Consider the following 23,001-nt stretch of genomic DNA (forward strand, 5'->3'; position numbering starts at 1 on the left):
AATAATTTATGTGCAAGTTTCATATGCAACTTATCATAATTTATTACAAGTAAATATCTTAATATATTTATTCATCGAAAGATATGTTTTCAATATAGGATATTATTTCATAAATTTCCGGATATTCAAAAAATTCTTGGGTTTTAAGCATCTTTCGTATCTCCTCTATGGAAACCCATTTGACTTTTGAAACTTCATTTTCCTGAAGTTTTACATCCGCAAGATTTATATCCTTTTTAATGATGTAAACATCCCATATAATATTGGTATCATCATCCCTTATGATCCTGCGTATAAAACGGATATCTTCCTTTTTCACTTTTATTCCCAGTTCCTCATCTATTTCCCTTGCACAGCCGGTTAGAGAATTCTCTCCTGCAGTCATACGCCCTGTGGTATGAGCCCAGATACCAGGCAGTATCTCACATTTTTCACTGCGTCTTTGAATTAGCAGCTGAGCCTTAGAATTTAATATCCAGGCTTCCATTGCCAGATGGTATTCATTCTTTGAAAGCGGATTTCCTTTCCTTTTGGTTCTTCCGGTGAGGTTACCATTTTTATCGTAAATATCCCATAATTCCATGGTTTCTCCTCTCATCTATTAGAGTAATTAGGATAAGACTTTGGCCAAAAATGACATCTTTCTAGTCTATTTTAAACATTTGGCTATTTCTTCATAAGAAGCATCCGAAAAAAATCCAAGCAGATGTTTTATGATTTCTTCTTTGGCCGCCTTTGCTTCCATATGATAAGCAGATTTTAAATACTCCTCACCAAATAACTTCTCCGATAAGGAATAAATTGCAACCGGCCAGCCATATTCCTCATTTTTCCTGTTTCTTTTTCTCTTAAAATCACGGACGGTTATATAGGTCTGCATCTGAAGTAATGCCATGGCTCCTTCAAATCCCTTTTCACCCTTGGAAGAAAAACCTGCCATAGCTTTTAATTCATAAGACGGAAGTGTTTCATATTCGGAAAGGACATCGATAATAAGTTTACATTTTCTTGAAGCCAGACCATCTTCATACCGGCTGTCAAAATCATATCCATCCCGCCTGTAAGCTGCAAAGATAGGATACCATTCCTTTGATACAAAACCTGCCTTATTGTTAAACAATTTTCCGTAGGCTACACTGCCCTCTGCAGCAATTAACTCTCTCCATTCCCAAGGGTCTTCCTCTGAATTTCCTCCCCACCAGGAATCTGCTGCTGTAAGTTCTTCCACGGAAAATCCTTTAATATTATTTTTAAACAACGGAAGAAATCCGATTGAATTAATAAAACCGGTTAATTCTTTATAATTTTTTATTCTGTTATTGTCATTTCTAGACAAACCTTCCATTGTCCATTTACCATCCAATGTAATCATATAATATCCTCCGTAACGAAATAATTTTCCATACTTGACTATATTTCCAATTATAGCAAATCAGAGAAAGGATTCAATAAAAATATAAGAATAAACAGTTTTTGTTAAATTTTGTTACAAAATACATGTTTTCGTATTGACATAGGTAAGATATCTTATATAATTATTTATGCAATGGCGCCTCTATTGGGGTTCCATTGCTTTTTTTATTTCTTAACAGTAATCAGCTGAATAGTTATATTAACGAGATTACCCGTGTTATCTCCCATCTTTCTGCCGGAGATATGACTATTGCTCATGATAGCAATGTTAAATTTAAAGGGGATTTTGTTCCTATTAAAAATGCTCTGATAAAGATTGGCCATTCTCTGAATAGTACTTTTTCTTCCATTATGGAATTATCCGAAAGCATCGATGATATGTGCGGCCATTTAGATAAATCCTCCAACATCATAGCTGAAAATGCTTCGGATCAGGCAAAACATATCTCGGATTTATCTGCTACCATGAATGATATTACTGAAGAAACGATAAAGAATACTTCCAATGCAAAATTAGCTTCCCAAAATGCCATTGATGCTAAAAATGAAGCGGAAATGTTTTGACAGCTCATCCAAAAAATACTTCAGACAGGCTATCCTTTTAAAAGGTGGATTATACAGTTCCTATGATTACATATCCGGGGCCACGGGCAAACTTTGCCGGACAATTTCCCGATTATATCAAAGTGAGCATGGACCGCAATATGTTATCTGTGCAGATATCAGCTGTAAATTTTAACTTACTGATAAAGAATAAATTCTGTGCGAACTTTCCTGCCTATATCATTATATGTAATAATATCATAATGTATTAGATATAAAGCAGCTGCAATACACCCTCGGCAAAACATGCTTGAAATAAAAATCATATGGTTCCAGTGAGTTATTTACAGCATCTATACTATTTAATTAATCTAACCTATTGGTTTATCTATATTATGATTCGAGCGTCAAAAGCCATACAAATATTTTACATTCGTCGATTTGCACATCTATAACTCTACATTAGCGTGATGATGAATATAGTTCGAAGAAACTGTATGAAGTCGTTGGTACTTGGGTCCTGTATTTTAGGAGCTTATGTACCACTACTTACTTCATCCAAGCGAGAGCGTGTTACGAATGAACTTGTGTTTGCATCTCGTAAACAAAATATAAATGTGCAAATTGACGGAACCGTAATATAAAATTGGCTTTTGACGCTCGAATCATATTATTTAACAGATCTATATTCTTAGCTGTTTTTTTCAGCTGCTAGTCTTCTGAAATAATCTTTGCTTTCTCGGATGATAACATTACTTAAAACAATCAATGCTATTAAGTTAGGAAATGCCATCAGTCCATTGAATATATCAGCTATGTTCCATACAGCACCTATTGTCATATAAGGTCCTATAAAAACTGCTAATATATAAAGCCACCTGAAAACTTTTAACGGTTTCTGATTCCCGCCTGTTAAGTACTCCAGACAGCGTTCACTGTAATAATTCCAGCCGATAATTGTTGTAAATGCAAAAAATATTAAACAAACCATTAATAAAAAGGATGCAACCCAGGGTTCAAAAGGTAATCCTGTCTGAAATGCACTTGAGGTTACTGCTACTCCCTCAAGTCCGATGTTCCAGGTACCGGTTACGACTATACTTAGGCCTGTCATAGTACAGATAATAATGGTATCTATAAATGTTCCTGTCATGGATACAAGACCCTGTCGAACCGGTTCTTTCGTTTGTGCTGCCGCTGCCGCTATAGGAGCACTTCCCAAACCGGATTCATTGGAGAAGATACCTCTTGCAATACCTTTTTGCATTGCAACCATAACAGTACCCAATGCGCCGCCGGAAATAGCCCTGATACCAAATGCTCCTTCGAATATTTCCACTAATGCACCAGGAATTTCTTTATATTGATGAACTAATAGTATAATACAAATTAAAACGTAGGCAATGGCCATAAAAGGTACTACGATCTGTGCAAATCCGGATATTCTTTTCAGCCCTCCGATTAAAACCAGACCTACACATAAGGTTATGATTAAACCTGTCAGAATTATGACGATGGTATATTCCCGTCCAAAAATTGAAAAGGTTGCGGAGTTGGAATTTGCAAAAAAATTATTAACTGCGGATGAGATTCCGTTTACCTGAGTAAAGGTACCAATACCTAAAAGACCGGCACAGGCTCCAAAAAAAGCAAATAATTTAGCAAGCCATTTAAATTTAATTCCCATTCCCATCTCAATGTAATAAAAAGGACCGCCCAGTACATGTCCGTCCTGGTCAATATGTCTGTATTTAATCGCTAACAAGCCTTCCGCGTATTTGGTAGCCATACCGAAGAAAGCGGCAATCCACATCCAAAATAATGCTCCTGGTCCGCCTGCTACAATTGCGGTAGCTACACCTACAATATTACCGGTTCCGATCGTAGCGGATAAAGCGGTACAAAGTGCTGCAAAACTGGATACTTCACCGGTTCCGCCCTCTTCATTTTTCACCATGTATTTTAAAGCTTTTGGTAAATGGATTAATTGTAATAGGTTAAGCCGGATGGTTAAATAAATACCTACTGCCATAATTAAAATGATAAGGGGTAATCCCCATACTAAATTATCTATCCATATAATTAAATCATTTAACTGAGCACTCATAATTTTAAAACCCTTTCTTATGCAATGTAATATATATTTTTCAACACTTTTTTTCGCAAACCTTTTTATTAGACAATAAATGTGACTGTTCCGTCACTGCGGTTCATGGAGTAGATGCACATAATATGTTAAAAAGCACATATTTTGGCACCGGGATATTCGTAAAAATAAACTTTTTCTCAGGTGCGCTGAATAGTTGCAAATAAATTATCCGATAACCGCTTTAATTCTGCGGACTCCGGCAGAAGAACTTTCTTCTTTTACTATTTTAAATTGTTTTAACTCTCCGGTGTTAACAGCATGAGGACCTCCGCAGATTTCTTTGGAATATCCCTCTATTGTATAAACTTTTACAATATCGGAATATTTATTATCAAAAACACCGATTGCACCCTGTTCTTTTGCTTCTTGTACAGTTTTTTCCTCACACTGAATCTCGATTCCTTTTTGTATGGCTTCATTTACTATAGCGCTCACTTCATCCAATTCGTCCGGGGTTAGTTTCCTGTCAAATGAAAAATCAAATCTTAACCGTTCGGCATTAATGTTGCTGCCTTTTTGATAAATACTGTCTCCCAGTACTTTTCTTAAAGCTCCGTTTAGTAAATGAGTTGCCGTGTGCAGTTTCGTTGTCTGTTGGCTGTTATCAGCCAGACCGCCTTTAAATCTTCCCTCTGCACCGGTTCTGGATTTCTCCTGGTGCTCCGAAAAACTATGATAGAATCCGTCTAAATCCACTTCAAAACCCTTTTCTTTCGCAATCTCCCTGGTAAATTCAATGGGAAATCCAAATGTATCGTATAACTTAAATGCTGCCACACCGCTTAAGGTTTCTCCTTCTGAGAGCTGATTTATATATTTTTCCGCAATTTTCAGGCCGCTGTCCAAGGTTTTGTTAAATAATGCATATTCCTTTCTCAGCTGCTCCCGGATAAAACTTTTATTATCTGTCAATTCCGGATAAACTGCTTCATTCAGTTCTATTACGGTATCTGTGATATCCGTTAATTTATTTTCCATTATTCCCAGCTTTTTAAACATTCTAATCGTACGTCTGATTAATCTCCTTAAAATATATCCCTGCTCTGAATTTGATGGAACTATAGCTTTAGAGTCTCCCAATATGAAAGTGATAGCTCTCATATGATCACAAATGATTCGGTATTCCCTTTCATTCTCAACATTGTACGGGCTGCCGGTTATACTCTCGATTTTACTGATTATCGGCTTTAAGACATCTGTCTCATATACGGATTCTTTTTCATTAATGACAGCCAGAATCCTCTCTAAACCCATTCCTGTATCCACATTCTTTTGTTTCAGATAAATATAACTTCTATCCGGCAGCTTATTGTATTCCATAAACACATTATTCCAAATCTCAATAAATTTACCGCATCCACAGGAAGGTCCGCAATCTTCACAACATTTCTCCTTTCCCGTATCATAAAAGATTTCTGTATCAGGTCCGCACGGCCCGGTCTGTCCGGCTGGCCCCCACCAGTTTTCTTTTTTGCCGTAAAAATAAATCTGCTCTTCTTTTAAGCCCAGACTTCTCCATATTTCATAAGCCTCAATATCTTTTGCTACCTGGTCATCACCTGCAAAAACGGTAACCGCAATTTTGTCAATTGGTATCTTTAATACCGATGTTAAGAATTCGTAACTCATTGAAATAGATTCTTTTTTAAAATAATCACCCAAAGACCAGTTTCCAAGCATTTCAAAATAAGTTAAATGGGTAGCATCTCCCACTTCATCAATATCTCCTGTTCGAATACATTTCTGATAATCTACAAGTCTTTCTCCAAACGGATGCTTTTCCCCAAGCAGGTATGGTACCAGAGGATGCATCCCTGCTGTTGTAAATAAAACACTGGGATCATTTTCAGGAAAAAGGGAGGCCGACGTTATCACCTTATGCCCTTTATCAAGGAAAAAATTCAGATATTTTTTTCTTAGTTCATTTGAAGTATAAACTTCCTTACCTGTAACCATATAATTACCTCCTTTTTTCATAAAAAAAGCCCTAAGTTGATTAACCATCAACTTAGGGCGAATATAACATCCGTGTTACCACCTATATTCAGAGAAACCTCTGCGCTCAGTCAGTACATATCTGTTAAACCAGTATATACTGCTTTCCTTTTAACGGCGGAAACTCCGATGAAGCCTACTAAGATTTTCTGTTCGGTTCATAGCTCCAAGACTGCTTCTATACTAACATCCTAAAGATTTTCACCAGCCATCTTCTCTCTGTAAGTTCCGTTCGTATATACTATTTCTTATCATAGCCTTTTTTTGCTTTGAATTTCGTTTATATTAACATACCAAATACAGAATGTCAACATTTTTATGAATATTTATTTGATTAATTATGAATATTTATTTATTTAATATTACACTCCGACCTTACGGCTGAGCAGTAACATTTTATTGCAAGATAATCCGATCATTCTATTATAAGTTGTTAAGGCACTAAGCTCTTTCTATTTTATTTGCAATCTCTTCATTACATTCCGTAATATTATTCTCCACACTTGAATAAAGTTTCTCCAGTTTATTAAGTACATTATTTACTTCATCTTTTACCTTGCGTACACTATCTAAAGATTCGTTAATTCTTGACTGGATAACCCAATCGGATATTAATCCATCAAAGAAAAAGTCTGCAAATTTTGCGAATCCTTCAATATCAATATGAATCTCTGAATTTATTTTTATATCCGCCAATTCCGTTCTAAATTGATTGAGTAAAGTCTGGATACAGGAAGCCGCTGCTTTGGCATCATCTATATGAGAATGCTTAATCATATCAGTGAGTAACCCCCCTCCGAACATATCCCAGGTTCCCCAACCCTCAGCACTGTCAAGACTTGATTCTGCACTATTTATCTGTTCCATTACACGTTTTCCTGCCAAAATCGCTTCCTGAACTTCTTTTATATACGCTTTATAATGAGAAATTCTATCTTCCAACTCCAATATCTCTTGAGATTCCTCTGTACTGCTTTCTTTCAGCAGATTATATTTTTTCTTATAAAGATTATTAAATAACCTTTCATTATTCTCGTAATTTTTTCTCTCATCCAATAATTTTGAAATCTGATACCTGGTTTCACTCATCTGCTTTATATTATCATCTAATTTCAACCGGGCAGCCAGTGCTTCCTGACGTTCTTTTTCCATCTGTTCTTCCTTACTGCCTAAAATTGTATAAAAGATGGATGTCAGACTCTTTTTATTTAGATGTTCGATATCGGATTCCTCTTTATCTAAGTCTTTCTCCAGTATTTTATTTTTCTCTTCCAACTGTTTTTGCTGATCCTTTAGGGCTTCTAACATGGTTTTAATCTTTTCATATCTATACATACCCTGTTTTAATTCTTCCAATTCCTTATTAATATCTTCAAACATATAATCTCCCATCTTCCCTATTAAAGTTTTTAATTAATATTATAACGAAGTTCATCTCATTTGCAGTATTTCATTTTCAGTCGGACAAAAGCTAATTTATTTATCTCAGAAAATAATTATATGCCAATTAAGTTAGTTAATCAAGAAAACCCAGGGATATTTAATTCAATATTTGGTGTTTTCTAATTATCTTATAAGATATAACAGCGCTGCCCTTATTAATTTTATTTATTGTAAGATATGGAAAATTATATTATTATATATATAAGTAAAGATTTAGGATTTGATTTTATAAATGACCTTTTTTAAACCAAATCCTATAGATATAAATGCTTTTGTGTCAAAAGGTCATTCAAATTATAAGAAAAAGGCAGGTCTTTATATGATTAATTTAGATTCTGAGGTTATTCGTAATGAAACAATCATTTTAAACGTTACATATACCATTAAGCAAGGTAAACGCGAAGAATTTTACAGTAAAATAAGCGAAGCAGGTATTCCTATGAAATCCCGGTCGGAAGAGGGTAACTTAAAATACGATTATTATTTTCCGGCTGATTCAGAAGATCAGCTGCTCCTTATTGAAATCTGGAAAGACCAGAATTCACAAAATGCCCATAAAGAAATGGAACACTTTAAGCAGCTCCAGGCCATTAAAGAATCCTATGTAATTGACGTAAAATTCCAGCAATTTAAACCTGTTAAGGTACGATAACATCCAAAAAATTTAAACTTACCGGCCCTATTAAACCGGATTTCAGGCTTAATCCGCAGATTTTATTGGCAAGGGTATTTTTGACCTCTATAATTAGAACATTTTGGCCTTTTATAATATAACCTGCTGCCTGAAACAGATAAGGAGACCACATTTGTACTCCTAAATCATATCCGTTAAGTGACACCCTGGCAATTTCATTAACTTCCCCTAAATTAAGCTCTGCTTTTTTATTTTTGAGGTCCTCTTCCATGAAAAATTGTATTCTATAAATCATTGAGCCGGAATAATGTTCCATACCGTTTATTTTATTCCAGGGTATCAGTTTACTCATTTTTTCTAAGTTTTCATAGTCCGGTCCCATATACCAGATATTGTCCAGAATCATTTTTGCACCGGCGGTTGTTTTAGATTGGTAGTTTACTTTGGGTGATTTTTCCCTATTCACCAGCACTACAAGGGATTCCCTTCTGTTCATTTTAAGTTCGATATCCATGCAATTATCTTCTGCTTTTCTTACGATGGGCACCTCTCTGATAACCCCTCTCCAGGCATCCCAGCTTTCTACGCTCCGGCGGTCTCTCCCAATTCTTCCGGGACCGTCGATGGAATAGAAAAAAGCATGGGGATAAAGCAGATTAACTCCCCTTACAAACAGCCAATCCATATACCATTTCATATCATCCGCAGAAAAGGCCCATTCTACATTGTTTCTTCCGCAGCAGGCAAAACATTCATTTCCATTTCTCCTCTTTCCTCTGTGCCTGGCACTGTCCGCTGTACATTTTGCCATAGTACTGTGCTGCCCCTTAAGAGCCAGCCCATTTTCCGGTGCTACCCATCTCCAGACTATATCCTGGGCGGGTATATGGAAATATTTCAGGAAGCCGATATCATCACTTTCATGGGGATGTCCTGTTAATGATATATTATGCTTACCGCACCATTCATAGACAGGTTTATAGTAGGTTTCTTCCATTCTTTTATTTACAGTTTCCTGGTACCTTTTTCTTATATAGTCTGAGATTTGAAAGGCTTCAAACCATAACAACGGTAAGTCGTTCTCCGTATTCCCCTGCTTTATGTAATATTCCAAAAAGCCCCTGTCCAGGGGATCAGACCTTGCTCAAACCCTCTGCCCATAATATCCGGTTCATCCGTAAAGATACCTGTGACAGTGGTTCCGAAATATTTTTTTAACACTTCATAATACCTTTCATGGATAAGTTTTATAAATTCTTCCACTGCTGATAGGTTTAACAGCCGATGGATTTAAAAATCCGGTTTTTAATGATTCCAACATAATTTTCTCCTATTGCAAGGGCTATTGTCAATCAGGTTCATTCTAACTGACATGTATTTGTAATTTGATTCTATTTTACATCAAAATAAGTATTGTAAAATATACAATTCTTGTCTGTTTTTTGATAATTGAACAAATTTTGTTATTTATATCGACCCATCGGTTTTACAAGCCTGATAACTCTAAAGTTTTATCATACAGCAGCAGTTCTTTATACCTGCCTCCAAGTTTATCAAGCCCACTGGCTATTAAGCCGGCCATTACCACAGCCCCTCATATTTCAGGTGGGTATTATCCGCTAATCCATCCGGATAGTTTTTATATTCTCCCGGTTTTAAATGCATGAACCATTTTTTGCTTGGTTCATCTCCCATCTTTGCCAGCAGATTTTTACTGCTTTCACATAAATCAATACAGGGTACATTAAGTTCATCCGCCAGCTCTTTCATGGCATCGGGATAAGCACCATGTACCTTATCCTGGATCAATCCCCTGCTGTCAAATAAATGCTGGTATAAAGGTGTAAGCAGAACAGGGTAAGCACCGCGTTTTTCGGCGGTTGTAATAAACTGCTTCAAATTCTTCTGATAATCACCGTAGGCATCCGTATGTCTGGTTATATCCTCATTTTCATCATTATGTCCAAACTGTATGAACAGAAAATCCTGTTTTCCTATCTCTGTATCTATTTGATCCAGCCGTCCCTCCTCTATGAAAGTCTTGGTACTGCGGCCATTTTCCGCATAATTATATACTTTAACGTCAGGCTGTAAGTATAGGTACATAACCTGACCGATACCGGTCTGGGGAAAAGTCTCTATGGTATTTTTTTTCACAATAGAGTCCCCTGCCCAAAAAATATTTCTTATCATAAATCTCTTCCTTTCTTTTTATAACTTAATAATAGGATTGGAGTGTCAAAAGCCATCCAAATAGTCTACATTCGTCAATTTGCACATCTACACCTCTACATCATCGGGATGCTGAATATAATTCGATGAGCAACTGTATGAAGTCGTTGGTACTTAGGTCCTGTATTTTAGGACCTTATGTACCACTACGTACTTCATCCAAGCGAGAGCGTGTTGCGAATGAATTATATTCTGTATCACGTGGTCAAGAAATAAAATTGTGCAAATTGACGAACCATAATTTAAAATTGGCTTTTGACACTCGAATCGTAATAGGTAATTGCGAAACTCACATATTGTATCTATATGCCATGCAATTAATACAATTTCAGAGCTGAATCTTGCCCAGAGGGCAACTGAAGCTATGAAATTCGTAACAATTGTGTGGTATATTCAAAAAACTATATAGTTTCGCAATTACTTATATAACTTAATAATTTTATTAATATTCGATTTCCCTGGTGGCACTTTTCTCCTGTGACGGTTCCATATCTTTATCTTCACCGTACGGCACATTTTTCGTTAAATCCCTGATATAATCTAATGGATTTCCCGCAGGAATAAACAGTAATTCTGCTATGGCGGCTGAAGTATCCTCATAATCCAGGGTCTGCAAAAACCATCCTTCCTGTGTTTCAGAATAATCAGCCACTCCTTTGGCAGAAAATCCGTACAGTGCCGTAAAGCGTACTCTTTTTGTGATTACAACTTCAGAGAAAAGTATTTCTTTCGGTTCGTAAGAGGAAACCAGTTCTCCGTCATATACGGTTTTCCATCCGCCGTTTATATAAACCCGGACCCTGCATCCTTTTATATCCCCTTTGTGCTCCCTCTCATTTTGCCTGGGCATGTAAATGAGACCTTTCACGGGTATTTCTTTTTCCGCATCCATTTCCACGGTAAAGGGGTACTTAAGACGCTCCGATGTATAAAAGGTATTGGGGTTTCCATCCAGAATAGAGGAATAATCCTCCGGATTTGCATCCGGGATATCCTTTAAAAGCTTAATTCCAACCTTATAATCTATCATAATTTTTCTGGGGAAAAAGGCATTTATAAGCACTTCTTTGCTTACCTGTACTTTGGGAGAGAACTTCTCTGACGCGGCATAGGTAAATAAGGATTTTTTTAATAACCCTGCGACCGGTCTTTTCTCTAAATCCTGATCCAGGTCAGCCGTAACAATCAGCAGGGAACCCTTTAAAACCTTACATTCTAAAATCATACCCAATCTGTAATTACGGGTATAATCGTCAATGGGCTGGACAATGGGCGTAAGTTCTTCCGGAAATCCTGAGAGATTAAGCCCATAAGCTCCATGAATAATTTCTTCCCATTGCCACTCCTGATAGGCCCTGGTCGGAAACAATGCAAGAGCCGGATGGTTAGCCTCTATCGCTAAACCCATACCCCGGCTGTAAGTCGGACCCATCTGTGAATTCCAGAAAGACGGTCTTATGGAAAGGGCGGTGAATCCAGCCTGTGATGTTCCGCAGGAGGTGAATAAATCACTTTTCCGCCCAAGGTTAAAACCTCTAAGGCTTTTCCCAGGGAGTGGGTATATAAAACTTCCTTGGTATGGAATTCTTTTTCCTCTGTATTATATAACCAGAAAGGCCAGCTGTTCTTTATGGAAGTATTCCTGATTCCGATTACAATTTCATAATCCGCCGGAGCAGTAAGATCTTTTAAATCTGCTTTAAGCCTTCCAATTTCTATATTCTTTTTTAAAGGCAGATCTATGGGCGGAAATTCTCCTGTTTCAACCGCCTCCCCTTTATGATTTAGAATTATCCAGTAAATAATTGCCTTTATCATTTCCTTCCTGCCAAAATGGCAGAATTCCACCGGGCAGTCCAATACTTCATCCGTTGTATATACCCTTTTCTTAATACGCAGTAAAGGTACGGTTTCATTGCAGAAAGCTCTATATTCCTCCGGTTTTACAAACCCCTTTTCTTCCCAGAAAGGATTGAGAAGCCCTACCAACGCAGTTCCCTGTCCAAGGTAATCATGGAGATCCAGCAGTTCAAATCCATATAAATGGGGTGTTCTAAAGTTTGCTTCAATTTCTTCCTTATACAGCTGTACCTTTAATTTACCGGAAAGATAAGCAAACTCTCTGGCTTTCCGTAAAACACCATGTTTTCCGGCACTCTCCCTGAATGTTTTATAATTACCGGGCTTTAAATATCCCTTAAATTTATCAATTACATCATAATCCGGGTAGGAGCACCATTGCCCTAATTCATGGGATATTACCGGATATTGGATTCCCTTAAGGGATAAACGGTAATCCTTTCCATGCCAACCCATATCACCGCGAATCGTTCCGCCGGGTTGTATACCATAACCCGAACGGTGAAAATATACATAATCCGTTCCTTCTATTTGGGCGGGCTCCACCGGATAAGGCCAGCCGGATTGTGCCGTATAAATATGCCTGTTATCAATTTCCCTGCATTTTTTCACCCAGTCCGTAAGCGGCTTATACCATTCCCCTCCCGGTTCGTTACTTGGGGATAACATAACAAAGGACGGATGATTTCCATAGGTTATGAGTATCTTTTTGGTTTCTTCCCATAATATATCATTCATTTCGCAGTTTTCATAAAACTTATTCCACATACCGCATTCTACCTGAAGATAGATACCCTCTTCATCAGCAGCGATAAAAGCAGCTTCCGGCGGACAATAGGAATGAAAACGTATAAAATTAAGCCCCCACGCCTTACAGGTTCCAAGGATTTTCTTCCAGTCGGAAACCTTAACGGAGGGATACCCGGTTAAAGGAAAATCTCCGCCGAAATGGGTCCCGCGAAAATAAACCGGGCGGTTATTTATATAAAATCCTCCTTCTTTTACTTCAATTTTCCGAAAACCAAAAGTAACGGTTTTCTCTTCTGTCCGGTTATGAAAGGTAAGTTCCGCATACACTTTATGCAAACCGTTTGTATATTCATCCCATTCATCAGCCGCCTCAGGATAAGATATCTCAAAGGTAACGGTCTGTAATTCCTCCCTTATATCAACTGACTTTATAATACCATTTACCTGAATCTGGGCTTTCTGATTCACCCCCGTATGATTCCTTATTATAACTGACACGGAGGCTGTTTTGGTTTCCAATTCAGGAAACACAGTGATATTTTCCATATGTACGGCAGGAACTGCTTTAATAAAGACTTTTCCTGCCATACCGTTCCAGGAAGCACCTAAGGCATCCGATACCATATGTCCGTCAGGCCTGTAAGGGTATTGATAATGATTATCCGCACATACCGTGATACTATGTTCTCCTTCCATTAATTCACCAAGACAGTATATGTGTGGTGTACAAAGGCCTGTTACTGTTCCGATAAGCTGTGAATCCAGCCAAAGGGAAGTCTTCCATTTTACACATTCCATCTCAAAATAAAAGATACAGTCCTCCAAACCTTTCGGTATATCAAAAGTCCTTTGATACCAGGCTTTGCCGGTATAATGTTTCGGCGGCTGACTTAAAAAGGGTATATTTATTTCGTCCTCGGCCATTTTGTATTCTTCTCTCTGATACCAGAGCTTATCATGGAGACCGGATACCCATGGTGTAGTTTCCTTTATGTCTTCTCCGTAACCCTGGGCCTGAAGGATACCGGGAATTTTTATCTTATCCTTAAAAACCGTCTCCTCAAATTCCTGTTTATTTCCCACATTTATTTCTTCCGTGTATGTTATCTGCACATCTCTGGTTTGTGTGTCTCCTAATCGGAAATTCCAGATACCATGCAGCGAATACTCCCATACCATTTCTATATCTCCTTCCTGCATTTAAGGCTGCTAATCAGGCATTCCGGTTATGCCTTTCTGAATTCTTCTTTTATCATCACTTCCACGAATTTATCTGTTTCTTTAAGGGTATCCGGAAGATAGTCCCGGACAAATTCAAGTACAACAATTATATTCAAACACCACTGGGCCGTAAAATTAGTGGAGATCCACGGAATTTCCATTAATTCTTCCTGATTCCCCTTATTAACAACCTTAACTGTTTTAAATCCGTCATGGTTTCCCTCATGGATTAATGTATGCAGGAGATGCCGCCACGTATTCTCCGCCAGTCTTTCGTCCTTTAGATACCAGGCTCCATAAGCACCCATAGCAGCTGCCATAAATGGCAGGCTAAATTCCCGCTCTCCTATGATTCCGCCAGATTCTTTAAGCTGCTGCTCCCTCGGCAAAAAATAAAACCTTCCGTAATCAGCCATCATCTTTTTCCACTCTTCATCCTCAATAAGATCCGAAAGCTCCATCCACACTTCCGGTGCGCCCATACAGATCTGAAGATGGGTTCCCCCCGCAGCTCTCTCTCCGATATACCTTAGATGGACACTTACCGGATCAAATTCAAAATCCGGCCCGGAAACCAGCTTAAGCGGTGCTTTTTTGATATCTTCAATACCGGTGATTATCTTATCCCTGTATTTCTTATCATTAAAGCGCTCCCATCCGGTCATCCAGTTTGCGCAAAGAGAAGACCAGTCAGGACCGCTTCTGGCATGGCTTGGATAAACCATTTTCTCTTTCTCATAAAAATCAGCCAGCGGGTCCTTATTCAGGAAAGTCATTTCGTTGTCTTTAAGTTCCTCAAATATATCCTCCATCCTCCGGTCTCCGGTCAGATAGTAATAAAAGCGGTGATGGGCTGCCATTGCAATCCTCGCTTCCTTACACGGGCACCCCCAGTGCCTGACATTATGGCGGGAACCCAGGCCCTTGTACCTGCCCATATGGTAAACATCCACCTCTGAAGTATGTCTTGACAGCTTTTCGGCGAGAATAAAGATATCTTCCCTGCCGGTTCTCATAAATGCATACCATAGCCATAAGGTAGGAACCAGTTCCGTATTGTCCCAGGCATAACCACCCATATCATACCGCCACTGGTGGCGTTCTTTATCATAGGTATGCATAAAATCCCCGTAATTAAACATTCCATACCAGTTTCTCTGCCTGACTTCTGTCGTATAAAATTCCACCGCACGGTCAAGCTGGTCTTCCAGCCAGTTTTCCATCTGGGTTTTACGTTCCGGCAATGACCAGTACCCAAAGGCTTTCAGCTTATGGTAATACTCTGCGGTTCCCGCATATTGTACCGGGCGTTTTACAACCTCCGCAAATTCCCTGATTTCCTCATCTTCCGGTATCATTTTCTCTGAGAGCATTACCGAACATTCACTGGTACAGGCGATTCCATATGGTGTTGCTCCTTTATAATCATACCCCTCATAATAGACCTGATTATAACCCCGATTGGCGTAATGGCGGAAATCCATGGCTTCTGCTTTCGGGGACCACATCCACATCACGGCCTCGGCACATTCTCCGTCCAGATTCCGGAAAGTATAACCGGAGGGATATTTCTCCCAGAAGTCACGGATTGAAAGCAGGACAGATCCGTATTCCGAACCGAACGCAGCGCCTCCCTCCGTCCGGTTTCCATGGAGACAGTCTAAATAACAGCAGTTCTCATCCTTTATTTTCTTCCTGATTGAAAAATGGTTCACACTATCCTGGCATAAATCATATTCACTCCAAAAAGGCATATCCTCTAAAATCCCGTCTATTAGCTCCTTGTCCTCTCTTTTCAAATGAAGCATCTGCCCCCGGATCTGACCCTCATAAATTTCATCCGGTACCCTGGGTCTCCAGGAGAGGAGCTGTGCCATACTTTCATGAAAAACACCGTGATCTCCCATAAATTTTACATGACGGTTATAAATCTTTCCTGTTAATGGTGACCGGAAACTGATTCCAAGCCCTTTTAAGAAATCCCTGTCTTCATCACCATCATAAAGAAACGTGTGGACAAAATCCAGCCGTGGGCTGTTAAGTCCAACTTTCATACGGATAATAAAGGGCATTTTCCGCTCTCCCTCAGCCAGTTCATGATACCCCGTATATTTTATAATTACCTGAAGTTCCCCCTCTTCCTCAATACTGACCTCCGTTATTCCCTGCCGGTATTTTTTTTCAATCCTGACCGGGTTTCCTTCCCATAACGCCGGTTCTTCCAGAAGAAGCACGGATTCCCCATCCGTCAGATAGACTTTTCCGGCATAAGAGACTGAATCAAAGAGCTTTCTGCCCTCTTGTTCTATTTCAATGTCCATGCTGCCGGCATGGATTTTCAGTTTACCTCCATCTCTTCGGATAATAATTTTCTCCCTGTTATCCATGATATTTTCTCCTGGAAAGCCTTTTGATTCCATCCCGGCAGAGTTTTTAATTTCATCTATGGGAGGACTTCTATTTCATCCTTAAGAAGTGCCGCATCTGCCGTATGGGCAGTCCATTTTACGGAACCGTCCGGCCAGAATGCCGTTATCCGTGTCTGTTTAAGCACCTCTCCCCCACTCTTATTTTTTAATATATATTCCGTCTCTTTTGTACACCTTCCCTTTTCCCATATGCAGCCAAAGGTGGTATATCCGGTTTTCTTCCTGTTCCCCAGATTATGCAGTTTCATTCATTTACCTCCGTTATTTTCAGATTGAAAAGATTGTCAAAGGCAGCCCTTGCAAAAGGCTCCAACCGCTTTGACACGTTTGAAGCCCTAATTCCTTATTTCTTATTTTGCTGTGTCATTCGTATAAAGTTCATTGATTTCCTGAACCAGTCTGTCACCGCCGCGCTCCAACCACTGCTTCGCCGCCGCATCAAGACCGGTTTCATCAATTTGTCCGCAGATATACTGGGTCCTTGCGTCTTCAATAATCTGCTCTATATCCGTACCGACTTCCGCATTCACTTCAGAATTTGCCAGATATCCAAGAGCCGGGTTAAAGACAGCTACCTTTTCGTTTACTGCATATGCCGCATCCTGTGCCATCATTGGTTCCGTTTTTACCATTGTGGGTGAAGTGCTGGCCGGATTAGGTATATAACATATCGACTGGTTTAGGCCTGAGGATGGGGTATACTGAGGCTCCAAACCTCCTTTTTGTACGATATTACCATCTGCATTAAGGTCATAAGTAATTCCTTCCAGTCCATAGTCTGCTAATACCAGCATCTCATTATCATTCATCTTATCCAGGAAATGCAGGCAGTTTTTAACATCCTCTTCCGTTTTGGCTCCGGATTTTGTAATCAGGAAATATCCGTTAAAACCACTGGTTGCCAGAGTTGCTCCGTTTATCGGTCCTACCATGGTCATAGAGGCGTTCTCGGAAGGATTTGTTACGGATTTCACATCATTATCTATAAAATACTCCCATATTCTCTTACCGCTGTCCATTACATCAATGAATACTCCGGCCTCTCCCTTTTTACAGCCTTCGCTCCACGTTCCTGAATCAACGGTCGCCCAATCCCTACGTACCAGACCTTCATCATAAATCTTCTTCATCCATTTCAAGGCTTCTTTGTATTCTGCCGTTTGATGAACCGGAACCAGTTTACCGTCCTGTTCCACCCATTCATTGCCGCAGCCAAACCAGGTCTGGATAATATCAATTGGTCCCGTATATTTGGTCATTTCCATCCCATAGGTATCATCTTTTCCATCCCCGTCGGGATCCTCATATGTAAACTTATACAGCATGTTGTAAACATCTTCAATCGTCTTCGGTTCCTCCGTAATACCTACAGCTTGTGCCCAGTCCGTACGGTAGGAAAATCCGTAACGTCCGATTACCCTTGCACGGTAAATGCCGATGATCTGATCATCCACCGTCAGGGCTTTTAATACATTTTCATTTGCCTTGGACAGGTTGGGATAGCTGTTGGAATCTTTCAAATAAGGTGTCAAATCCCAGAAAGCTCCTTTTTTTGCCGCATCTACCACATTAGCCGTTAAATTACCGCTGGCAGTCAGAACCATAGGCATGTTATCCTTATCCATCAGGGTAAGACCCATCTTCTCACTATAGGTATCATTGGATTCCCACTGCCACTCCACATGGGTTCCCGTATATTCCTCATACTTTGCGATTACTTCATCCGAATGTTCATTCTTCAAATCGGTTCCATAAAAAGAAGGGACCATAAAGGTAATTACCGGTTTTTCCCCTGAAGCGGTTTCTTCTCCGGATGCCGCAGAATCAGAGGAGCTTACGGAATTGGATGAATTTCCAGTGGGACTGCTCTGCCCTCCTCCACATGCAGACAATGACAAAATCATTACACCGGTAAGTATTACGGATAAAACTTTTTTACATTTCTTTTTCATATACACATCTCCTTTTTTATATTTATATTTAACCTTTAACAGAGCCAACCATAACTCCCTGGGTAAAATATTTCTGAATATATGGATAAACCAGCAAAATAGGCACCGTAGCCACCACGGTAGTTGCCATCTTAACGGCTTTCTCCGGCGGCATACCAAAGGCTCCCCAATCAAATCCGCTTTCCGTTGCCACGGCAGATGTCAAAAAGATAATCCTGCGCAGCACAATCTGAATAACTTCCTTATTCCTGTCCGAAATATACATCATAGCATTAAAATAAGAATTCCAGTGAGAGACTGCATAAAACAGGGAAACACTGGCCAGAACCGGTTTGGACAATGGAAGGATAATCTTTAAGAAAATCTGTCCGTCGTTACATCCGTCCATTCTGGAGGCCTCTTCCAGCTCCGAGGGTATCCCCTGAAAATAGTTCTTTATAATGATCATATTAAAAGGATTAATAGCCCCCGGGAGCCATAAAGCCCAGAAAGTATCCTTAAGATGGAGTACATTGGCAACCAGCATATAAGACGGTACCATTCCGCCGCTGAACAGCATCGTAATAATGACCATATTGGTAAAAAACGTCCTGCCCCGGAAATAATGCCGTGACAGCGGATAAGCCAGAGTACAGGAAAAAACCATATTGATTACCACTCCAACACTGGTTACAATGACAGAATTCATCAGACCCCTGTAAGTTTCTCCTGTTTTTAGAATGTATTGGTACGCATTCAGTGATATGGTGTGGGGAAACAAAAAGAATGCACGTTCCGTCAATTCCCGTTCCGTTGCAAAGGAACCTGCCACGATGTATACGAATGGCAGCAGTGCAATCAGGGCGAATCCTCCCACAAACAGGTAAATCAGTACCTGAACAAATTGGTCACCAGGGCTTCTTTTTATTTTTGTTGATTTTATCTTAGTCTTAACCATACTACCTTCTCCTTTATTTAATAAAATCCTGACTCACCGAAAGCTTTGGCAAGACGGTTTGCCCCCAGTACCATAATCATACTTACCACAGACTTAAACATACCTGCTGCCGTTGCCAGGGAATAGTTTCCGTTTACAACACCTTTCGTGTAGATATAGGTATCAAATACATCGGAAACCGTGCGGTTCATGGAATTCTGCATCAGGAAAATCTGTTCATAACCCGTATTCAGGATATTTCCGACTTTCAGAATCAGCATAATTACTATGGTAGAGCGGATAGCAGGAAGGGTAATGTGCCACATCTTCTTCCACCGGTTAGCACCATCCACTTCCGCTGCTTCATAGAGCTGGACATCCACTCCGGAGAGAGCTGCTAAAAAGATGATCGTTCCATATCCTGTCTCTTTCCACATACTTTGACCGATTAGCATAGGTACAAACAAATTAGGATCAGACATAATATCCGGTGCATTTTGCCGGCCAAATATCTGTTCAAATATGTGATAGACCAAACCATCTGTGGTGCTAAAAAGCTGCGCGGTCAATGCGGCTACGATTACCATGGATATAAAGTGGGGTATATATACCATGGTCTGGGTAACACGTTTAAAGAGTAAACTTCGGATTTCATTTAAAAAAAGTGCCAGTATAATGGGAGCCGGGAAATAAAAAATCAAACTGGCTATTGATATGGACAACGTATTTTTTAGTATCCTTATAAAATCAGGTCCTGTAAAAAATTTCTTAAATATATCCCCTCCCACAAAAGGGCTATGGATAAAGGCTCCGAGAGCGGAATCTCCATTATATGGGCTGAAATCCTGGAATGCCATAATCAAACCGCCCATTGGCAGGTAATTAAAAATCAGCATGTAAAGTACGCCGGGGATAATCATCAGATAAAGCCACTTATGTCTCATAAAAACAATCTTCCAGCTTTCAGGTCTTGCTTTGGGTCTTATTTGTTCTTTTTCCATATTATGTTTTCTTCTCCTTGCTATAATTTTAAAATATGTTTGTTTGATTTTCTTACAGGACGTCAAGAGTTCGTCATTTTGTCTAACTTTTTAGGTTCCATCTCTGACTTTGTAAGCACATTGTATATTCATCTATTAATATTTGTAAATAATCATTTTCTAACCTGTTTTTTCATAATAAAAACCCCCATATCCCGCTTTATATTGCGGTTTTATGGAGGTCTCGAATTAAACTTATCATTTTATTCCATTATCTGTGGTGCTCTTTGCGAAAAGCTGCAGGGGTAAATCCTACATGATTTTTGAAAAAGCGTATGAAATTTTGTACATTATTATATTGCAGCTTTTCCGAGATTTCCGCCACGGAATGTTCCGTAGTCAAAAGCATATACTTGGCCTGCTTTAATTTTTCTTCGTTTGCCATATCGGTATATGTAATACCTTTTTCACGTTTTAAAACCTTGCTTAAATAATTAGGATGATAACATAACCGGTCTGCACATTCATTCAGGGTGATGTTCCCTTTGCTGTCTTTTAAAAGCTTCATTACCTGTTTTAAAATCTCAGATTTTTCTCCCTCCTGCCTTTTTTCCGACAGCTTACGAATAATTGGGCATATAATTTCCTGTCCGATGGTTTTTACTGCTTCCTGCTTTCCATAGATCTGGGTAATACGGTTCAAAATATTATACTGCTCACTGTCAAATACATCAGAAAGTGCGACTCCTGCCGATCCGGGTATACTTAGCATTGCCGTCAAAAGCCTGGTAAGATAAAAATTACGTTCAATGCCCACCACACTTTTCATCTCCAAACGGTCAATAGTTAATTCCAGAAGACGTCCGGCTTCTTCTTCCTTACAGCTATCTATAGCATGGATTAATTCATTTTCTATAATCATATCGTAAACATTGTCACCTGAATTCATTGCTAAATAATCATCAAACAGGGCCAGCGAGGAACTTTCCATGTCCTCTTTATTTGCCTTATTATAGAGGGCTTGCGCACATTCACAATAAGCTCTTCTTATATGGTGGAGCTTATGGAATGCCTGGCTTATTCCTGAGGCCGTCACCAAAGCGAAGCAATCTTCCATATAATCCTTAATCTCTTTATAAAGAGTTACCGTTTTATTATCCGCCTCCATGTTATTTTCCGCTCCAACCAAGAAAATCAGCTTATCCTCATAATAGACAGGAGTAATGAATATCCGGCTCTTAAGTTCTTCCGAAAGCCCGTTAAAGATTAATCCGTACTTTTCTTTTAATTCATTGTCTCCTCTCTTACAAGCCATGGCAATCATCCGGTATGCCGGGTAAGGTGTAATCCCATACTTTTTATAGTTACTTTCTATCCTTTCGGCATTCAGTTCTCCTTTCAGCAGATTGGATACAAACAATTCTTTGATCTGTGTATTCTGATCATCCACGAATTTCTGCAGCATCAGCAGCGGCTTTGATAATGCCATTGCCGTAAGGCGTATAATTACCAGGAGAAACGCAAAGACGGCGATTACCACAAAGGAAGCCAAAACAAAAGACCAGGCATCTTTTTTTACTTTTGACGTATCATACCCTACCACAAAGGTCAGTCCGGCAGTATCCTGCTTCCTTATATTAATGTTATACTTTTTCCCGCTGTCAAACCTGTATGTTCCGGAACTTTTAACCCGTTCTGACAGATAATTTTCTGTCATCTCTCTATTGGTTTCCAGTAAGACCTTGTCATTTCCAAAAATCGTGACATCATATCCCAGTTTATCGTAACTGTCGGCCATGGTTCTGAGCACTCTTTCATCAATCTGTATCAGTATGATCCAGGATATTCCATTAGCCCCATTTTCTTTTTTCAACACGAAAAGCAAGCCGGAAGTATCAACGGAAGAACTGAGCCGGATATTACCGGCCTTTGGAGTACTTTTGTCCTCCCTGTTCAACCAGTAAACAGAGCGCTGCGTCTTTTTCTGTTCATTCAGAAAATCATCCGCCTCTTCCCGGTTCTCAGTTTCTTCATAGGAAAACAGACCGTAGTCATTAAACACCCAGCCGGAAGTGACATTGATAAATTCATAATTACTTATGTACTTTTCCATAAAATAGTTGCCTTTCAGTAATCTTTGCACCTGTTTCATATTACTGTACTGGGAATATGGAATTTCATTCTGGCGTACCAGCCATTTAAAAGTATCGCCGTTTGTCGCATCAATATAATATTCCTTAAGGGTTGAAAGAATATCTTCATATTCCCTTACTATTTCATCACTATAGGCACTGAGTACAAGGTTTCTCTTTCCTGATTCCGATCTGATATAAATATTGCAGGAGACAATTCCCATAATAATTAAAGGAATCGTAACCAGCATCAATAGTTTTACAAACATCTTTTTTTCATAGGTTAAAGAATCCAGAATCTTCTTAACCATATTCCTGTTTCTCTTCCCTTTCATTTTTATCCCCATACCAA

At 39.2% G+C, this 23,001-nt stretch carries 18 protein-coding genes and 1 other annotated feature; of the genes, 2 read left to right on the forward strand and 16 right to left on the reverse strand.

What is annotated here, in order from left to right; translation table 11 throughout:
• Positions 1-67: 67 nt before the first annotated feature.
• Both Ana3638_RS00175 and Ana3638_RS00180 read right to left on the reverse strand, forming a co-directional pair.
• Positions 68-583: an NUDIX hydrolase gene (locus Ana3638_RS00175; protein ID WP_161835969.1), complete on the reverse strand. Its 516-nt coding sequence runs from the start codon at positions 581-583 to the stop codon at positions 68-70.
• 66 nt (positions 584-649) lie between these two features.
• A complete protein-coding gene (locus Ana3638_RS00180; protein ID WP_161835970.1) occupies positions 650-1,372 on the reverse strand; it encodes an AlkZ-related protein in 723 nt (240 codons plus the stop codon).
• Positions 1,373-1,569: 197 nt separating this feature from the next.
• Between Ana3638_RS00180 and Ana3638_RS00185 the strand changes: the two genes are divergently transcribed.
• Positions 1,570-1,977 carry a methyl-accepting chemotaxis protein gene (locus tag Ana3638_RS00185; RefSeq protein ID WP_161835971.1) on the forward strand — a complete coding sequence of 136 codons (408 nt, stop codon included), beginning with the start codon at positions 1,570-1,572 and terminating at the stop codon, positions 1,975-1,977.
• 670 nt (positions 1,978-2,647) lie between these two features.
• On the opposite strand, the gene Ana3638_RS00190 is transcribed toward Ana3638_RS00185, so the two are convergent.
• The 3 genes from Ana3638_RS00190 to Ana3638_RS00200 form a co-directional block, all read right to left on the reverse strand.
• Positions 2,648-4,063, reverse strand: coding sequence for an alanine/glycine:cation symporter family protein (locus tag Ana3638_RS00190; protein ID WP_161835972.1), 1,416 nt, complete (start codon positions 4,061-4,063; stop codon positions 2,648-2,650).
• 207 nt (positions 4,064-4,270) lie between these two features.
• A complete protein-coding gene (locus Ana3638_RS00195; protein WP_161835973.1) occupies positions 4,271-6,061 on the reverse strand; it encodes an alanine--tRNA ligase in 1,791 nt (596 codons plus the stop codon).
• Positions 6,062-6,111: 50 nt separating this feature from the next.
• Positions 6,112-6,364 (reverse strand) — a binding site (T-box leader).
• 177 nt (positions 6,365-6,541) lie between these two features.
• The gene (locus tag Ana3638_RS00200; RefSeq protein WP_161835974.1) at positions 6,542-7,480 is read right to left on the reverse strand and encodes a hypothetical protein; all 939 of its coding nucleotides are present in this window, start codon (positions 7,478-7,480) and stop codon (positions 6,542-6,544) included.
• Between the two features lie 382 nt (positions 7,481-7,862).
• Between Ana3638_RS00200 and Ana3638_RS00205 the strand changes: the two genes are divergently transcribed.
• Complete coding sequence (locus Ana3638_RS00205; RefSeq protein ID WP_161835976.1) at positions 7,863-8,195, forward strand: putative quinol monooxygenase; 333 nt, start codon at positions 7,863-7,865, stop codon at positions 8,193-8,195.
• Here the strand turns inward: Ana3638_RS00205 and Ana3638_RS00210 are convergent.
• The 11 genes from Ana3638_RS00210 to Ana3638_RS00250 all read right to left on the reverse strand — a co-directional run bounded on the left by Ana3638_RS00210 (position 8,182) and on the right by Ana3638_RS00250 (position 22,996).
• A complete protein-coding gene (locus tag Ana3638_RS00210) occupies positions 8,182-9,291 on the reverse strand; it encodes a glycosylhydrolase-like jelly roll fold domain-containing protein (protein ID WP_161835978.1) in 1,110 nt (369 codons plus the stop codon). The genes Ana3638_RS00205 and Ana3638_RS00210 overlap by 14 nt on opposite strands.
• Positions 9,276-9,398, reverse strand: coding sequence for a hypothetical protein (locus Ana3638_RS25625; RefSeq protein WP_281352860.1), 123 nt, complete (start codon positions 9,396-9,398; stop codon positions 9,276-9,278). Before Ana3638_RS25625 ends, Ana3638_RS00210 begins: the two co-directional genes overlap by 16 nt.
• Positions 9,399-9,758: 360 nt before the next feature.
• Positions 9,759-10,370 (reverse strand): rhamnogalacturonan acetylesterase, encoded by a 612-nt coding sequence (locus tag Ana3638_RS00215; protein ID WP_246240622.1) that lies wholly within the window; start codon positions 10,368-10,370, stop codon positions 9,759-9,761.
• Positions 10,371-10,851: 481 nt separating this feature from the next.
• Positions 10,852-11,841: a discoidin domain-containing protein gene (locus Ana3638_RS00220; RefSeq protein WP_161835980.1), complete on the reverse strand. Its 990-nt coding sequence runs from the start codon at positions 11,839-11,841 to the stop codon at positions 10,852-10,854.
• Between the two features lie 23 nt (positions 11,842-11,864).
• Positions 11,865-14,198, reverse strand: a complete 2,334-nt coding sequence (locus Ana3638_RS00225; RefSeq protein WP_161835982.1) for a glycoside hydrolase family 2 TIM barrel-domain containing protein — start codon at positions 14,196-14,198, stop codon at positions 11,865-11,867.
• Positions 14,199-14,245: 47 nt separating this feature from the next.
• The gene (locus tag Ana3638_RS00230; RefSeq protein ID WP_281352861.1) at positions 14,246-16,627 is read right to left on the reverse strand and encodes an exo-rhamnogalacturonan lyase family protein; all 2,382 of its coding nucleotides are present in this window, start codon (positions 16,625-16,627) and stop codon (positions 14,246-14,248) included.
• Between the two features lie 56 nt (positions 16,628-16,683).
• Positions 16,684-16,917 (reverse strand): RIFT barrel domain-containing protein, encoded by a 234-nt coding sequence (locus tag Ana3638_RS25630; RefSeq protein WP_281352862.1) that lies wholly within the window; start codon positions 16,915-16,917, stop codon positions 16,684-16,686.
• 102 nt (positions 16,918-17,019) lie between these two features.
• Entirely contained in the window at positions 17,020-18,621 is a 1,602-nt protein-coding gene (locus Ana3638_RS00235) for an extracellular solute-binding protein (RefSeq protein WP_161835984.1), read from the reverse strand.
• Positions 18,622-18,649: 28 nt separating this feature from the next.
• Entirely contained in the window at positions 18,650-19,558 is a 909-nt protein-coding gene (locus Ana3638_RS00240) for a carbohydrate ABC transporter permease (protein WP_161835986.1), read from the reverse strand.
• Positions 19,559-19,575: 17 nt separating this feature from the next.
• Complete coding sequence (locus Ana3638_RS00245; protein WP_161835988.1) at positions 19,576-20,538, reverse strand: ABC transporter permease; 963 nt, start codon at positions 20,536-20,538, stop codon at positions 19,576-19,578.
• Positions 20,539-20,788: 250 nt separating this feature from the next.
• Complete coding sequence (locus tag Ana3638_RS00250; RefSeq protein ID WP_161835990.1) at positions 20,789-22,996, reverse strand: helix-turn-helix transcriptional regulator; 2,208 nt, start codon at positions 22,994-22,996, stop codon at positions 20,789-20,791.
• Positions 22,997-23,001: the final 5 nt, after the last annotated feature.

Source organism: Anaerocolumna sedimenticola, assembly GCF_009931695.1.
GTDB lineage: Bacteria > Bacillota > Clostridia > Lachnospirales > Lachnospiraceae > Anaerocolumna > Anaerocolumna sedimenticola.

What these genes read in the sequence shown, in the direction of transcription:
- Ana3638_RS00245 (WP_161835988.1), bottom strand. Translation starts at nt 20,538, where the DNA reads ATGGAAAAAGAACAAATAAGACCCAAAGCAAGACCTGAAAGCTGGAAG.
- Ana3638_RS00240 (WP_161835986.1), bottom strand. Translation starts at nt 19,558, where the DNA reads ATGGTTAAGACTAAGATAAAATCAACAAAAATAAAAAGAAGCCCTGGT.
- Ana3638_RS00190 (WP_161835972.1), bottom strand. Translation starts at nt 4,063, where the DNA reads ATGAGTGCTCAGTTAAATGATTTAATTATATGGATAGATAATTTAGTA.
- Ana3638_RS00200 (WP_161835974.1), bottom strand. Translation starts at nt 7,480, where the DNA reads ATGTTTGAAGATATTAATAAGGAATTGGAAGAATTAAAACAGGGTATG.
- Ana3638_RS00175 (WP_161835969.1), bottom strand. Translation starts at nt 583, where the DNA reads ATGGAATTATGGGATATTTACGATAAAAATGGTAACCTCACCGGAAGA.
- Ana3638_RS00225 (WP_161835982.1), bottom strand. Translation starts at nt 14,198, where the DNA reads ATGGTATGGGAGTATTCGCTGCATGGTATCTGGAATTTCCGATTAGGA.
- Ana3638_RS25630 (WP_281352862.1), bottom strand. Translation starts at nt 16,917, where the DNA reads ATGAAACTGCATAATCTGGGGAACAGGAAGAAAACCGGATATACCACC.
- Ana3638_RS00180 (WP_161835970.1), bottom strand. Translation starts at nt 1,372, where the DNA reads ATGATTACATTGGATGGTAAATGGACAATGGAAGGTTTGTCTAGAAAT.
- Ana3638_RS00235 (WP_161835984.1), bottom strand. Translation starts at nt 18,621, where the DNA reads ATGAAAAAGAAATGTAAAAAAGTTTTATCCGTAATACTTACCGGTGTA.
- Ana3638_RS00205 (WP_161835976.1), top strand. Translation starts at nt 7,863, where the DNA reads ATGATTAATTTAGATTCTGAGGTTATTCGTAATGAAACAATCATTTTA.
- Ana3638_RS00195 (WP_161835973.1), bottom strand. Translation starts at nt 6,061, where the DNA reads ATGGTTACAGGTAAGGAAGTTTATACTTCAAATGAACTAAGAAAAAAA.
- Ana3638_RS00230 (WP_281352861.1), bottom strand. Translation starts at nt 16,627, where the DNA reads ATGGATAACAGGGAGAAAATTATTATCCGAAGAGATGGAGGTAAACTG.
- Ana3638_RS00220 (WP_161835980.1), bottom strand. Translation starts at nt 11,841, where the DNA reads ATGGGTCCGACTTACAGCCGGGGTATGGGTTTAGCGATAGAGGCTAAC.
- Ana3638_RS00215 (WP_246240622.1), bottom strand. Translation starts at nt 10,370, where the DNA reads ATGATAAGAAATATTTTTTGGGCAGGGGACTCTATTGTGAAAAAAAAT.
- Ana3638_RS00250 (WP_161835990.1), bottom strand. Translation starts at nt 22,996, where the DNA reads ATGGGGATAAAAATGAAAGGGAAGAGAAACAGGAATATGGTTAAGAAG.